The sequence below is a fragment of the Acidisoma cellulosilyticum genome, assembly GCF_020621385.1.
Classification (GTDB): domain Bacteria; phylum Pseudomonadota; class Alphaproteobacteria; order Acetobacterales; family Acetobacteraceae; genus Acidisoma; species Acidisoma cellulosilyticum.
The window spans coordinates 246297-260502 of sequence record NZ_JAESVA010000006.1; the positions used below are offsets into that span (position 1 = coordinate 246297).

Annotated in this window: 12 protein-coding genes; 3 read left to right on the forward strand and 9 right to left on the reverse strand. The window is 62.5% G+C overall.

The window, feature by feature from the left end; genetic code table 11:
* Nucleotides 1-13: 13 nt before the first annotated feature.
* The 9 genes from ACELLULO517_RS18585 to ACELLULO517_RS18625 all read right to left on the reverse strand — a co-directional run bounded on the left by ACELLULO517_RS18585 (nt 14) and on the right by ACELLULO517_RS18625 (nt 9952).
* Nucleotides 14-733, reverse strand: a complete 720-nt coding sequence (locus ACELLULO517_RS18585) for an FCD domain-containing protein (protein ID WP_227308919.1) — start codon at nt 731-733, stop codon at nt 14-16.
* Complete coding sequence (locus ACELLULO517_RS18590; RefSeq protein WP_227308920.1) at nt 730-1632, reverse strand: 3-hydroxyacyl-CoA dehydrogenase; 903 nt, start codon at nt 1630-1632, stop codon at nt 730-732. Before ACELLULO517_RS18590 ends, ACELLULO517_RS18585 begins: the two co-directional genes overlap by 4 nt.
* Nucleotides 1633-1660: 28 nt before the next feature.
* Nucleotides 1661-2692 carry an ABC transporter permease gene (locus ACELLULO517_RS18595; protein WP_227308921.1) on the reverse strand — a complete coding sequence of 344 codons (1032 nt, stop codon included), beginning with the start codon at nt 2690-2692 and terminating at the stop codon, nt 1661-1663.
* Between the two features lie 30 nt (nt 2693-2722).
* A complete protein-coding gene (locus ACELLULO517_RS18600; RefSeq protein WP_227308922.1) occupies nt 2723-4237 on the reverse strand; it encodes a sugar ABC transporter ATP-binding protein in 1515 nt (504 codons plus the stop codon).
* A gap of 66 nt (nt 4238-4303) precedes the next feature.
* The gene (locus tag ACELLULO517_RS18605; protein ID WP_227308923.1) at nt 4304-5482 is read right to left on the reverse strand and encodes a substrate-binding domain-containing protein; all 1179 of its coding nucleotides are present in this window, start codon (nt 5480-5482) and stop codon (nt 4304-4306) included.
* 582 nt (nt 5483-6064) lie between these two features.
* The gene (gene larB, locus ACELLULO517_RS18610; protein WP_227308924.1) at nt 6065-6721 is read right to left on the reverse strand and encodes a nickel pincer cofactor biosynthesis protein LarB; all 657 of its coding nucleotides are present in this window, start codon (nt 6719-6721) and stop codon (nt 6065-6067) included.
* Nucleotides 6718-7467 carry an adenine nucleotide alpha-hydrolase family protein gene (locus tag ACELLULO517_RS18615; RefSeq protein WP_227308925.1) on the reverse strand — a complete coding sequence of 250 codons (750 nt, stop codon included), beginning with the start codon at nt 7465-7467 and terminating at the stop codon, nt 6718-6720. Before ACELLULO517_RS18615 ends, larB begins: the two co-directional genes overlap by 4 nt.
* A complete protein-coding gene (gene larC, locus ACELLULO517_RS18620; protein ID WP_227308926.1) occupies nt 7467-8642 on the reverse strand; it encodes a nickel pincer cofactor biosynthesis protein LarC in 1176 nt (391 codons plus the stop codon). The genes ACELLULO517_RS18615 and larC overlap by 1 nt, the downstream gene beginning before the upstream one ends.
* Nucleotides 8639-9952, reverse strand: a complete 1314-nt coding sequence (locus tag ACELLULO517_RS18625; RefSeq protein ID WP_227308927.1) for a nickel-dependent lactate racemase family protein — start codon at nt 9950-9952, stop codon at nt 8639-8641. Before ACELLULO517_RS18625 ends, larC begins: the two co-directional genes overlap by 4 nt.
* A 379-nt stretch (nt 9953-10331) precedes the next feature.
* On the opposite strand from ACELLULO517_RS18625, the gene ACELLULO517_RS18630 reads away from it, so the two are divergent.
* From ACELLULO517_RS18630 to ACELLULO517_RS18640, 3 genes are all read left to right on the forward strand, one after another.
* Nucleotides 10332-11297 (forward strand): helix-turn-helix domain-containing protein, encoded by a 966-nt coding sequence (locus ACELLULO517_RS18630; protein WP_227308928.1) that lies wholly within the window; start codon nt 10332-10334, stop codon nt 11295-11297.
* A gap of 192 nt (nt 11298-11489) precedes the next feature.
* Nucleotides 11490-12974: an aldehyde dehydrogenase gene (gene aldA, locus ACELLULO517_RS18635; RefSeq protein WP_227308929.1), complete on the forward strand. Its 1485-nt coding sequence runs from the start codon at nt 11490-11492 to the stop codon at nt 12972-12974.
* 95 nt (nt 12975-13069) lie between these two features.
* Nucleotides 13070-14137, forward strand: coding sequence for an ABC transporter substrate-binding protein (locus ACELLULO517_RS18640; RefSeq protein WP_227308930.1), 1068 nt, complete (start codon nt 13070-13072; stop codon nt 14135-14137).
* Nucleotides 14138-14206: the final 69 nt, after the last annotated feature.

Sequence of the window (14206 nt, forward strand, 5' to 3'; positions counted from 1 at the left end):
TCTCTCTTTTTTCTTATTTAATGACAGTCCAATAGGTTTCCTCGACCTTCGAGAGATGCGCTGCCATCTCCTCCTCGGCACGGTCCGGGTCACGACGCTTGATCGCCGCGAATATCGCGCGATGCGCTTTGATGGCTGCCGCAAGCGCGATCGGATGGCTGAGGGAAATGCGCCGCTGCTCCTCCAGAAGTTCCAGAACAGCGTGATACAGCGCATCGACAAGGGGATTCTGAACGATGCTCATCAAGTGCGAATGAAAAGCATCATCGTGCAAGGCAAAGGCCGCCAGATCATTGGATTCGACCTCACTGGCCGTAAGGATCTCCTCCAATTCCGCGATCTGTTCCGGTGTCGCCAATAGTGCCGCACGCCGCGCGACGGATGTCTCGACAAAGGCTCTGGTCTGCTGAAACAGGCGCACCCCATGCGGCCGGGACACCAGCATTTTTGCGGCGCCTGACAAAAGGTCGAGCAGCTCCTTCGGGTCAGGCTCCGTCACACGGGTGCGATCGCCGTTGGAAACGGCGAGCAGCCCCTTCTTGTTCAGCCAAAGCAAAGCCTCCCGCACCGCGGGCCGGCCCACGCCGTAATGGACCATGAGGTCGCGTTCGGAGGGCAAGGCCTCACCGATCGACAATTCGCCCGCCAGAATGCGGCGCTCGATATCCTGAGCGATCTGGTCCGACAGGCGATCCCGGCGGAGGGCTACGGCAGGCTTAGCAAAACTCGTCAAGTATTAAGTCCCTCGGCAATGGCACGCTTGGCACGGACGAGTTCCGCCAGGAACCCGTCGCGCCAGTATCGCCGGCTGGGCAGATCTGACAATGGCACCAAGGCCCGCATGTCTGCCTCGATACGCGCCACCAGGTCCGGCGACCATTCCCGTGGGTCCGCCTGTTCCTGCGCCAAACCGAAATACATCGGCCCAAGGTTCTGGCAATATTCCTTAATCCCCTGGGCAGCGTTCAGATCGATCGTCGCGAATGGGCCAAGGAAGCACCAGCGCAGGCCCAACCCTTCGGAAATCGCCAGATCAACATCGGTCGGGCTGCAGATGCCGTCCTCGACCAGGCGGAAGGCTTCGCCGAGCAGCGCGCTCTGCAGCCTGTTCACCACAAAACCGTTGATTTCCCGCGCCAGCGTGATCGGGCTTTGCCCCAGCGACCGCATCAGATCGCCGACGAAGGCGAGTGTCTCCGGGCTGGTCCAAGGGGCCGGAATCAGTTCCACGAGCGGGATGAGATGGGGCGGGTTGATGGGATGGGCCACCAGATAGCGCGCGCCATGGGTCAGCCCCTCGGTGAAGGCGGAAGCGGGCAGGCCCGAGGTCGAACTGGCGACGACGGTCGCCGGGCCGAGAAGCGCATCGATCTGGCGATAGAGCGCCTGCTTGATCGGCAAACGTTCCGGCGCGCTTTCCTGGACGTAATCCGCCCCCTTCAGCGCGGTTTCAAGGTCGGGCGCGATGCTGCAGCGCTTGGCGGCCTCGGCATCCGTCTTGCGCACGAAATCGAGCGCGGCCTCCGCCGAGGCGGTCTGCGGATCATGGATGAGCACGTCATTGCCGGCTCTGGCGAAGACCACCGCCCATGACGAACCAACGACGCCGCAACCCAGAATGGTCACTTTCATAGTCTAACTCCTTTGCCCAGGCGGCCGATCAATGGGCTGAGCTGTGAACGGCGGATTTGCGACGGCGCGCCGCGGCATAGACGGAAAGCGCCACTGCGACGACCAGGATTCCGCCATTGAACAAGTATTCGACGTAGAAGGCCGCGCCGAGTTGCTGAACGCCCGAAAACGAGAAGGCGAGGATGAGAATAGACAGCAAGGTGCCGCCGACATTGACCCGCCCCGGACGGATCGAGGTGGCCCCCAGCAGCGAGGCCGCGAAGGCCGGCAGCAGATATTCCGGCCCAACCGAGGGCGTGCCGGAGCGCAGGATCGCGCCGAGCATGATCCCCGCGAGAGCGCAGAGAAGACCGGAGGAGATGAAAGCGGCATTGACGGCACGGCCGACATTGATACCGGACAGCTCCGCCGCGCGCGGATTGAAGCCGATGAAATACAGGCTGCGGCCCGCCGGGATACGCTCCAGCACAATCCACAGAATGATGCCGACCAGCAGAACGATAATGGCCGGGAAAGGGATGCCGAAGATATCGCCGGCGACCGACAGATAGCCTGCGGGCAATTGCAAACCCGAAATCTGCATGCCTTGCGTATACCAGTTCGACAGGCCGTAGAGGAGCGAGCCGACGCCCATCGTCGCGATGAAGGAATCGATCTTGAACCGCGTCACAAGAAACCCGTTGATCGCACCGACGGCCGCGCCGACGGCGAGCACGATGATGGCCGACACCACCCAGGGCAATTGCTGATTGGCCTGCAGACCCACCATCAGGACCTGCGCCAGACCGACATGATAGCCGACCGAGAGATCAAACCGTCCCGTGGTCAGCGGCATCATCACGGCCAGGGCGAGCAAGGCGGTGACGGACTGGCTGGTCAGAAGATTGCCGATATTGGACCGGCTCAGATAAGTATCGGGGCGCATAAGGCCGAAAACGATCAGGACCAGGACGAAAATCACCGCAAGCCCATAATTGGCGGCAAAATTGACCAGAACCTGTCTCTGCTTGGGCTGGGGCGCGGCGGTGCCGCGCTTCTCCACTATATCCTGACTGCTCATGGCGCCTTCCTCGGCTTGAATAGCATAGAGCTAAATTGAGACGGCATGCCGACCGCCTTGCGACGAATGGGAAACAAGCTGGTCGAGCGTCAGCTCGGGCCCAGCGAGTTCGGAGATTTGGCGGCCGCGACTGACGATGATCGCGCGATCGCAGAGTGCCGCGACCTCCTCCAGGTCCGTTGATATGACAAGCATAGTCCGACCGCCGGCGGCATAACCCCGCAGGATCTTATGGATCGCAAGCTTGGCACCGATATCGACGCCGGAAGTGGGCTCTTCCAGAATGACCAGATCGCCCTGATCATTCAGCCAGCGTGCGAGGCAGGTCTTCTGCTGATTGCCGCCGGACAGCCAGTCGATCAGGCTCGCTTCTCTGCGCGGCCTGACGTCGAAACGGTCGATGATCTGGCGTGCTTCCTCCCGCTCCCGCGCGGGGGACGTCCAGCGCCACATCGAGCCGCCGCGGATACGCGGATTGACGAAGATATTCTCGACCAGATTCATGCCGGCAAAGGCACTCTCGGCGGAACGGTCTCCGGCCAGCAGGCGAATGCCAAATTCGATCGAATCTCCGATCGACCGTTTCTGCGGCAAGGGTTTGCCGTTCAGGATGATCACGCCGGAGGTGATCGGTAGGGCGCCGAAAATGGCCCTGCCGATGGCTTCCTGGCCGCCGCCGCGCAGGCCGACCAGGCCAAGGATTTCTCCCGCCTGGGCTTCGAAACTGACCGGACCGCGACCGCCGATGGTCAGATCCCTGACCTCCAGCACGGCGCTGCCGCGCGTCTCCGCGCGGGGGTCCGCGCCGGACAGCTTCACCGGCGGCCGGCCCAGCATATGTTCAATCAAACCGTCGCCGGTCGCGCCGGCCATCGGCTCGGTCACGATATGACGACCGTTGCGGAAGACCGTGACCCGGTCAGCGAGACCGAAAAGCTCGTTCAACCTGTGCGAGACATAGATCATGCTCGTCCCGAGGCTGCGCAGCCTGCGCATCGCCTTGAAAAGCTGTACTGAATCGGCCTCGGGCAAAGCCGCCGTCGGCTCGTCGAGGACGAGCACCTTCGGTGCAAGCGCCAAGGTGCGGACGATGGCAAGGATTGCCTTTTCCGGCGCCGTGAGGGTGGAAACCAGCCGGTCGGGATCGAGCGGCGCGATTTCCATCGCCTCGTAAATCTTGACCGCCTGGGCTTTCACGGCAGACCAGTCGATCAGCCCGCGACGCCGGGGATAGCCCATGCCGAAGGCGATGTTCTCGCCCACGCTCAGTTCCTCGGCGAAGGCCGGATCCTGATGCACAAAGGCGATCGACAGACTATCCGTTCGCGGATCGACGACCTGCCCGTCGAGCGTGATCTCGCCCCCGTCACAGGCGTAGACGCCCGCCAGAATTTTAATGAAAGTTGATTTGCCTGCACCATTCTCACCGATCAGCGCATGGATCTCTCCCTTCTCCAGCGAGAAATCCACATGATCGAGCGCAAGCGATCCGTAAAAGCGCTTGGTCAGATTACGGATCGTTAGAATATTCTCAGCCTTGGACATCAATATTTTCCCGCGCGCTTCGGATGCGCCGCGCCCCAGGAAAACCCTGCGGCGCGGCGCGTCACATCAGGAACCCGAACAATCCTTCGTTTCGCCGAGCCAGATATTCTGATAATGGCAGGCGAAGTGATTGGACGGGATGAACTCGTCTTTCTTGCCGCCTTCCTGATCCGCATTCGCCTTGGTCACGAGATAGGTCGGCTGAATGAAGTGAGATGGTTCCTTGCCGGCCATGGCCTGAATAACGGCATCGATCGCCTGGAAACCGAACAGCGTGCTCGGCTCGGGCACTGTGGCCACCTCGTAATCGCCCTTGCGGATCAGATCATAGGCGGAGGGAGGGCCGTCGGACCCGACGAGCTTGATGTCGGTCGGCGCGATATTGGACGCACGCAAGGCCGCCGCGACATAGGGGTAGAAATTGTCGCAGCAGGTCGTTCCCCACCAATGATGGCCGTCATTGGCCAGAAGGCCGGAAATCACGGTCGGAATCCGCTGCGTCTGATCGGCGATCGGAATATTCTGCATGCCGAGGAATTTGCAGCCGGCGCAATTCTGGATCGGGGTTGTCGCCGCTTCGGCCTTGAAGCGGGCGATCGCAAAGCTATTGTCCAGGAAATGAACGACCTGCGCCGTACCTTTTGATTCCGCCAGCACATAGGCTGCCTGGGTTTCGCCGATCTCGGCCGGATTGGATGTTATATTGTCGTAAAGGTTAAGCTCCGGGTCGGGTCCGGGAAAAGCGGCGGCATGGATGCCGACCACCGGAATGCCGGCAGCGACGGCCTGCGCGATCGGACCCTGCAAAGCACTGGCATCGGCAGAGGTGATGATCGCATCGGGATGTACGGCGACCGCCTGCTGCATCGCCTGCAGCGTGCTGGTCACGGCACCGCGCCCGTTCAGGATATCGACCTGCCAACCCAGGATCTTGGCGGCCTCAACGACACCGCGACCCCAATTGACGAAAGAGACATAGGACTGATCGGCCGAGACATAGATGATGTGCTTGACGCCCTTCGGCGCCTGTTCCCCTGACGTCGGCCCAAGCCAGTCGGTCTGCGGCTTCGTGCGTTCCGCGACGATGCTGCTGGCTTGATCCGTCGTCAGGCTTTTATCGATGGTGGGGGCCGCCCAGGCGGGAAAGGGCTTCGCCTGGGTCGCGCTCCAGGCGGTCGGCGCGCTCGCGAGGGCGCCCAGCAATGCGGCGCTAGCCGCGGCGAGAGACAATACTCGAAGACGCATTTGGCTTGTTCCTCCCTGCTTTTGTTATTCCGATTGGTATGACAGGTTGACGATCATCCTGTCAAACGATTCTAAATGTCGACGAAAGACTGCCGCGCCTGACCGCAGACAAGACGACGCGCTCATCCGGGCAAGCCCGGATCGGCATCGTTCAATGGTCGGATAATTTGGCCGGACAGCGGTGCGATTGTCTCGGCAACCGGCCCGGTCGTCAGCAGGAACGGGGCAAGGTGTTGCGAGCGATATCAAGCATGCGACACCTAAACGTCGCCGCTACCTTGCTCTGTCAACACTATCGGCGCTGCTTAGAGGCTGTCCAATTTTAATAGATAATTCGTCATCCGCGCACTTGTTGCGCGGACCTGACGTTAAAGTCCCCCAGGTTTAGGTGAAAACGCCCCAAAATCCGTCGCCCGCGGCCTGTCCGGCCGAGCCTCGTGCCGCGGGTCTACCCGTTCCGGCGCCCAGACGCCGATGTGGCGCCCTGGCGGGTAGGTCCGCGGCACGAGGCCGCGGATGACGAATTTATCTATTAAAACCTGCCAAACTCTTGCGGCGCCCAGACGGCCGCGTGCTGACCGGCTAACCCACCGAGATTCGCAGAATTTTGATCGCCGCCGCCGCCGCGCCGAACCCGTTGTCGATATTGACGGCCAAAACCCCAGGGGCGCAGCTCGCCAGGGCAGAGTGCAAAGCAACCTGGCCCTGCGCGGCGACGCCATAGCCGACGGAGGTCGGCAAGGCGATCACCGGCGCCTCCACCAGTCCCGCCACGACACTGAACAGGGCGCCTTCCATCCCGGCCGCCACAAGCAAGACCCGCGCGGCGCGAAGCTCCTCCAGCCGCGCCATCAGCCGCCATAGGCCAGCGACCCCGACATCGACGATCATCGGTGCCGCATAGCCGTGAAAGCCCAAGGTCCGCGCGGCCTCGGTCGCCGCGCCCAGGTCAGACGTTCCGGCCGCGACGATCAGCGTCCCTGGCTTCGCCGCGCCATCCGGCGCAGCCGCGCCCAGGATGGCGGTGGCAGAGACAGGATCGAAATCGAGATCGGCACGGCAGGGATCAGGAAGGTCGCGGAACTGGTCAAGACGGAGCCTGGTCAATAGCAGACGGCGCCCTTCGGCCCTGGCCCGGTCCAGGATCGCGGCAATCTGCGCCGCGCTTTTGCTGCCGCAGAGCACGGCCTCCGCCACGCCGGTGCGGCGCTCGCGCTCCCAGTCCATGACGAAGCTCATGACGCGCCGTGCAGGAAGGCGGCACCGCGCCGATAGGGCCGCACACCCAGAAAGATGCGGCCCTCAGCCGCGCACAGCGCCCGCGCCGCGGTCTCATCCAAGCCGGGCGCCGCTTCGATCATCACGCCGGCATGGGTGATGCGGCAGCGGATATCGGCGCCCGCCGGCAAAGCCGCGCTGAGAAGGCCTTCCATGCGGTCGATGAAGGCAAGGTCATCGGCCTGGATCGCGATCCCCGTTTCCACGCGGCTCGCCAGACAAGGCTGGGCGGGCAGTTCCGCCAGGTCCGACAGGCCGAAGGCGCGCGCCAAAGCCCGCACGGCTGGCTTATCCATGCCGGCCAGGACAAAGGGATGCACCACGCCATGCTCGGCAGCCGCGGTCAGACCCGGCCGATAGTCTGAGAGATCGTCGAGATTGGCACCGGACGCGATCAGCATATCCGTCACCGCCGCGATACGGGCGTAAAGATTGGTCTTGCAGAAATAGCAGCGGTTCACCGGGTTCGCGCGATAGCGAGGATCGTCGAACTCCCCCGCGCCGGTCACAATCAACCGCCATCCGTCGCGCGCCGCATGGGCGCGCACGCGGGCCGTCGCATGGTCCGGCACCGCGGGCGAGACGGCATGCACCATGGTGACATCGGCCAGACGCCGATGCGCAGCATGAGCCAGCGTCATGCTGTCGACACCGCCGCTGACCGCCACGGCAAGGCGTGTATAGGTACCCAGGACCTGGTCCAGCATCATCCCTCCTCCGCGCGGCGCTTGGCCGCCCGTCGCGCTTCCAGACTGGCGCCAAGCATTAGATCGTCGCTCTCCGCCTTGCGGCTGCTGCCTGTCCCCCGCGTTGCGATCTTGATCCGCACCCCGTCCGAAGTCTCCGCCCGGCGGGGCAGAATAGCGCGCCGCTCCATATGCCAGCGCAGGCCGATGGTAGACGTCTCGGCAAAGCAGGCCTCGGCCACGGCCGCCTGATCCTCGGCGCGCAGCATGAGCCGGAACACATGCACCACGCGCCCCTTCTTGCCGAAGGCCGTGCTGATGACGAGGTCCCGCACCGTGTCGCGCGCCCGCAGGCGGTCCGCCGCGATGCCGATTTCCTCTCCGGTCATGTCATCGATATCGAAACTGAGAACCAGAATGTCTTCGGCGCCACCGGAATCCGAGGTCTCGAAGACCGTCGCCCGCAGGACATTCGGCAAGTCTGACAATTCCCGCGTGCCGGCGCCGGTACCGCTGGCGCGCAGCCGGCCCGCGACGCCGGAGAGCTTGACCCCAGAGATTGGGTCCCCGGAGACCGACACCAGATGACGCAGAATGGCCGCCCCGGTGGGGGTAACCCGCTCGCCGCTGACACCGTCATCGCGCCAGGCGAAGCCGGTCAGCAGCCGCATGGTGGCGGGCGCCGGTACCGGAAGCAGGCCATGGGCCGTCCGCACCATCCCGCCCCCGCGCGGCAGGTCGGATACCGCCCAATCCACCCCCGGCAGTGCGGCGGCAATGCTGCCGGCGGCCACGACGTCCATCAAAGAATCCCAGTCCCCGATTTCATGGAAATGGACATCCTCGACCGCCGTGCCATGGATGGCGGCCTCGCTTTCCGCTAGCAGGCGAAGGATGGCGATCGCCTGGACCGCGGTACCGGGGGATAAAGCTGCGGCCTCGATCCGCGCCACCATAGCGGCGAAATGCGCCGCATGATGGTGATGTCCAGGCTCAGCCAGGCCAAAGCGCAGGCACCGCAAACCGCCGCTCATGCCGGGTTCCAGTCGCGGCACGCCCGCGCCCTCGGGCAATACGGCCGCCGCATCCGCCAGCACGCGCTCGCGCAGCGCGGGCAGGGCGTCGACCATCGCGGACACGAACATATCGCCGGCAATGCCGCCAACGGCATCAAGCATGATCGCCGTTTTGGTCAAGCTGCGATATCCCCGGCCGTCGGCACATAAACCGGCACGACATAGGGGCCTTCCGGAATGAAGGCGACATGCGGATCCCCGTGCCGGGCGATACTGGCGGTAATGGAGGCCAGGATATCGGCGGAGATGGTCACGCAGGTGATGCGCCGCTCCTCGTCCGTCAGGCCCGTGGTATAAAGCTCGACAAGGCCAAGCCGGGTCGCCTTCAACTGCATCTCCGTCTGCCATTCGTCGATTTCGGCGAGCGACTTGGCGGTCAGCGTGGCCAGGAACCGATCCGGCCCCAGTTCCGCCAGGCGGTCCTGCGCCTCCCGGAATTCGGGTGATCCGAACCCTTCGGAACATTGGGAGGCGATGATCAGCGTGCCGCCGGGTGCCAGGATATCAAGCGGCGTCACCATGCCTTTGATGGTCTGGTAATAGGTCTTGTCGAGCGGATAGCCGGCGGAAGACGTCACCACCGTCTTGAACCGCCGCGGCACCGCAATCCTCGTCACGCCGGAAATGAAATCCACCGCCGCCAGATGGCTCGCGATGATTTCCCCGAAGGTCACATGGACCAGATCACGCTCTTCATCGATGACGGTATTGAGGGCGTAGACATCCCCAAGACGGCGAATGATCTCCAACTGCTCCTCATGCAGCGGATTGCCGACAAGGTTGCATTGCACGGCGAGAGGATCTTCCATGAAGCGCGCGGAATGGAAGGTGCGGATGGTCGTATGATGCGCGACGCCCGGCGCCACCACCTTCCGGCCGCCGGACCAGCCGGCCATGAAATGCGGCTCCACCAGGCCGGTCGCGATCCGCAGATCGGCTTCCGCGAAGCGGCGATCGATGCCGATCGGGGTGCCGCGCGTCGCTGTGTTGCCAAGGTCGAGATGCGCGGCGTCGTCCCGGGCGAAGTGATTCTCGACCCGCACATGATCCAGAACCCAGCGATCGCCGACCAGCTCCTCCAGCTCAGCGCCTTCGTTCGGACGATGCAACCCGGTCGCGACCAGGACAGTGATATTGGCAAGGGGGATGCCCGCGGCCAGCATGATCTCGATCATCGGTCTCAGGAACAGGGCGTTCGGCACCGGGCGCGTGATATCGCAAATCAGAATGCAGGCGCTGCGCTGGCCTTTCGCCAGATCGCGCAGCGAGGGTGACGCGATGGGCGCGTCCAATGCAGCGCGGATGGCGCCGGCACCGTCGGCCAGTTTCGGCAGCACCGCCTTGCGGACGATCGTAGGCAAGCAGCCTTCCGGCAGCGTTACGGTCAGCTGCCCCCGTCCGAAGGACAGATCGATCTTGTCTTGCGACATTGGCCCACTCCCTTGATCGCGACGCGGCCCGGTTTATTGCAGTGCAACTGCGGTCTATGAACGACATCGCCACGTCCCCAGCGCATGATAGACACCAGATCCGGGTTTAAGAACACCGCTCAGGAAAAATCCATTTTTTGGCGATTTCGCCTTAACCTCCCCAAAATGGGCAACTTGGCACCCATTCTCGTTTCTGACCTTGACACAGCAAGCGCACAGACGTGTGATCCTGGATTGGCGGGAGGCGCAGACACTGTGCCTCCACTTCAAAACAAATAATATGAGCCGAACGGTTCTCTGTCCTTGGCCAATATCCGACCGCAATGCCGGCTCGCTCTCGGTCCAGCCATCGATTGCAAAGCCGCCATGGGATAAACGCATGACCTATACTGTCGGCAAACATATCCAGCGCGTCAGGACGGCCGTCGCGTCAGACGAAGCGACCCGATCATCCGTCGTCGCCTCCTGGCGGCGCTGCACCTATAATTACGGCCTCGACCCCAGCGGCAAAGTTCCCCGCCGCCTGCTGTCGGGTGGAGAATTGAAGGCATCGACCGAGCGCCTTGAACCGATGCTGTTTGCCGCCACCGCGACGCTCGACCGCTTGCAGTCGATTGTCGTGGGCATGAGCTGTTGCATCCTTCTTGCCGGCCTCGACGGCGTTCCGGCTCACTGGCGGGGCCGCGATGCCGATATCGACGATTTGCGCCAGCTTGGTCTCTGGCCCGGCGTAGACTGGAGCGAACAGCACGAAGGCACCAACGGCATCGGAACCTGTTTGGTTGAGAAGCGCGAGATGGCAATCCAGCGTGAAGACCATTTCCATGCGCGGGACGTCGAACTCAGCTGCGTTGTCGCCCCGATTTTCGATCATCGGGGACAAGTGGCCGCAGCACTCGACATTGCCTATTATGGCAGTGCTCCGTCAGACGGGCTGATCGGCCTGCTGACTTTTGCCGTGCGCGAAGCGGCGTGGGAGATTGAGGCCGCCAATTTCCGCCAAGCCTTCGGCCCTGCGCGCCTGATATCCGTGCCCGACACCACGCGGGCCTGCGTCGGTCTGATCGCGGTCGATGACGACGACATGGTGCTCGGCGCCACCCGCGCCGCCCGGCAGACGCTGGGCGTAACCGACATGGCTTTACGGGATGGCATTCCGGCAGCGGACCTTCCGCTGGGCGCAATCTGTCACGGTGATACGATCGCCAATGCGGAACGCGGAACTTTTCGCCGCACGCTGGCCCGGACCAAAGGCAATATTTCCGCCGCCGCCAAAGTGCTGGATATCAGTCGCGCGACAATGAAACGCAAAGTAAAGCAATACGACCTTCGCCGGCCTGTCTGACCTGGACGGTCTTGCCGCGTCATCACGATCGCGGTCTCGGGCATCAAGTCGCCCGTGGGATGTGGCTCATGAATGACCCACTTGTCCCGAACCGGCTGGCATCGGCCTGATGACGCACAGGACCGGCCAAGGCATGCTTCGTCCCAAGGCATAAAACGGACAAATGCGGTCCGGCCGTATGGGAGACGCAATATGAGTGCCAAGACAGCACCCGATCACCATGCCCGATATTATACCAATCTAGACGAGGACTATCGGAATTTCGTTGGCGGCAAGTTTGTCGAAACCGCCTCGGACAAAATCGCGGTGACGAATCCGGCGACAGGCGCATTGCTGGGCCTTATTCCCGACAGCAGCGCGGCGGACGTCGATGCGGCTGTCCGGGCGGCCAGGTCAGCGCAGCCCGGCTGGGAAAAGACACCCGCCATCCAGCGCGCGAAGCATCTTCAGGCCATCGCGGCCAAATTGCGCGAACGCCGCACGGACCTTGCCGATCTTATTGTGCGTGAGCAGGGCAAGATCCGCAGTCTGGCGCAGATCGAAGTTGATTTCACAGCCGACTATATCGACTATATGGCGGAATGGAGCCGGCGCCTGGAAGGCGAGGTTTTGACCAGCGACCGGCCGAACGAAACGATCCTTCTGTTGAGAAAGCCGATCGGCGTTGTCGCGGGCATTCTCGCTTGGAATTTCCCGTTCTTCCTGATCGCCCGCAAAATGGCGCCCGCGCTCATCACCGGCAATACCATCGTCATCAAACCGAGCGAGGAGACGCCGCTCAACGCTTTCGCCTTTGCGGAACTGGTGGCGCAGACCGATCTTCCGGCCGGCGTGTTCAATCTCGTCGGTGGTCGCGGCACTGTCTGCGGCGAGGCGCTGATCAGCCACCCGGATATCGATCTCATTACCTTCACCGGCAGCGTCAAGACCGGTTCGCATATCATGCAGGTGGCGGGCCGGAACCTGACGCGCGTCAATCTCGAACTCGGCGGCAAGGCACCGACGATCGTGCTCGCCGATGCCGATCTCGATCTCGCCGCCAAGGCGATCTACGACTCCCGCATCATCAATACCGGTCAGGTCTGCAACTGCACCGAACGCGTCTATGTCCAGCATGCCGTGCATGACGCGCTGGTGGAAAAGCTCAAGACCCTCTTTGAAGCGACGCGTTACGGGGACCCGTCCACCGACAGCGAGGTCGATATGGGTCCTTTGATCAATCAGGCCGGCCTGGACAAGGTCAAGGCCGCCGTGGAGCTTGCCAGGAAGGACGGCGCGACGATCGTCTGCGGCGGCAGAATTGCCGAGCTGGGCCAAGGTTATCACTACGAACCGACCATCATTACCGGCGGTCGCGCGGAGATGAATATCATGCGTCAGGAGATCTTCGGGCCGGTGCTGCCCATTCAATCCGTGGACAGCCTGGACGAGGCGATCGCGCTTGCCAATGATTCCGAATACGGCTTGACCTCCGCGATCTTCACCCAGGATCTCAATGCCGCGCTCAAGGCAAGCCGCGAGCTGCAATTCGGTGAGACCTATATCAACCGGGAAAGCTTCGAAGCGATGCAGGGCTTCCACGCCGGGCGCCGCCATTCCGGAATAGGCGGGGCAGACGGCAAGCATGGGCTTTACGAATTCACCGAAACCCATGTCGTCTATATCCAAGGCCGGTAGCAGACTCCGCAAAACACCAGCAAGGGCCTGACCCGAGCCATAGGGCGCAAGCCGAATATCGGCGCCCTCAACAAAAACAATAAAAGGAACGAACCATGCCGCGCTTGCCCGATATCAAATTGATTCTTGCCACCGCAACCCTGGCCTTGGGCTTCTCCGCCGCCAGCATGGCCGCTGATATGCCGACGATCGGCGTTGTGGTGCCGACGCTGGATGCGCAGTTCTGGAACAAGGATATCAGCTTCCTCAAGACCGGTGCCGCCCAGCTCGGCGTCAATCTCATCGTGCTCAATGCCGACAACAAGCCGGATCAGATGATCCAGTCGATCCAGGATCTGGTCGCGCGTAAGGTCGACGGTATCATCTCGGTCGGATATTGGTCGACAGGGGCGCCGACGATCCTCTACGCAAAGCGCCAGCACATCCCGGTCATCCTGACCGACAGCTACCCGAAATTCTCGCCGCAGACCGGCAAATACACGAATTACATCGCCTTCGTGGGCCCGAGCGATGAGGATGCGGGATACCGCATGGGCAAGGCCCTTCTGGCCGAGGTCAAACCCGGTCCGGACGGCAAGAAGGTGATCGGCATCGTCAACGGCACAGCCGGCACCTCCGTCGCCATCGATCGCCGCAAGGGGCTGACAAAAGCCATCGCGGAAGACGGCAATGTCCGCATTGCCGGCGAAGTCGACGGCAATTTCGTGCGCGATCAATCGCAGACCGCCTTCGAAGCGCTGTATGAAGGCCATCCCGACATCACCGGCGTATGGGCCGGCAATGATGCCGAGGCGATGGGCGTCATCGCCGCACTGAAAAGCAAGGGCAAGGTTCCCGGCAAGGACGTCCTGATCTCGGCCATGGACCTCAACCCCGAGAATGTCGAGGAAGTGAAATCCGGCGAGCAGCTCTATGATATCGGCGGCCACTGGGTCCAAGGCGGCATCGGCCTGGTGATCATGTATGACTATATTCATGGCCACAAAATTTCGGCGAGCGACGCCACTATCAAGCTCAAGCTGCTGCCGATGACGCAGGCGGATGTCGGGCGTTACGTGCATGACTATCCGGGCGGACAGCCGGCCTATGACTTCAAGGCGCATTCCAAGACCTATAACAAGGACGCGCCCTCCCCGGCCTATGAGCTGCACTATTCCAACTGAGGCTAACGCAGATCCGCTTCGATAGCGGCGCGCAAGACAGCGCTGCCATCGAAGCGGCCAAATCACCAA

Bases quoted from the DNA above. Each gene is read 5' to 3' on its own strand.
- ACELLULO517_RS18625 (WP_227308927.1), bottom strand. From the start codon at position 9,952: ATGTCGCAAGACAAGATCGATCTGTCCTTCGGACGGGGGCAGCTGACC.
- ACELLULO517_RS18595 (WP_227308921.1), bottom strand. From the start codon at position 2,692: ATGAGCAGTCAGGATATAGTGGAGAAGCGCGGCACCGCCGCGCCCCAG.
- ACELLULO517_RS18590 (WP_227308920.1), bottom strand. From the start codon at position 1,632: ATGAAAGTGACCATTCTGGGTTGCGGCGTCGTTGGTTCGTCATGGGCG.
- ACELLULO517_RS18605 (WP_227308923.1), bottom strand. From the start codon at position 5,482: ATGCGTCTTCGAGTATTGTCTCTCGCCGCGGCTAGCGCCGCATTGCTG.
- ACELLULO517_RS18640 (WP_227308930.1), top strand. From the start codon at position 13,070: ATGCCGCGCTTGCCCGATATCAAATTGATTCTTGCCACCGCAACCCTG.
- ACELLULO517_RS18630 (WP_227308928.1), top strand. From the start codon at position 10,332: ATGACCTATACTGTCGGCAAACATATCCAGCGCGTCAGGACGGCCGTC.
- ACELLULO517_RS18600 (WP_227308922.1), bottom strand. From the start codon at position 4,237: ATGTCCAAGGCTGAGAATATTCTAACGATCCGTAATCTGACCAAGCGC.
- ACELLULO517_RS18615 (WP_227308925.1), bottom strand. From the start codon at position 7,467: ATGCTGGACCAGGTCCTGGGTACCTATACACGCCTTGCCGTGGCGGTC.
- larB (WP_227308924.1), bottom strand. From the start codon at position 6,721: ATGAGCTTCGTCATGGACTGGGAGCGCGAGCGCCGCACCGGCGTGGCG.
- aldA (WP_227308929.1), top strand. From the start codon at position 11,490: ATGAGTGCCAAGACAGCACCCGATCACCATGCCCGATATTATACCAAT.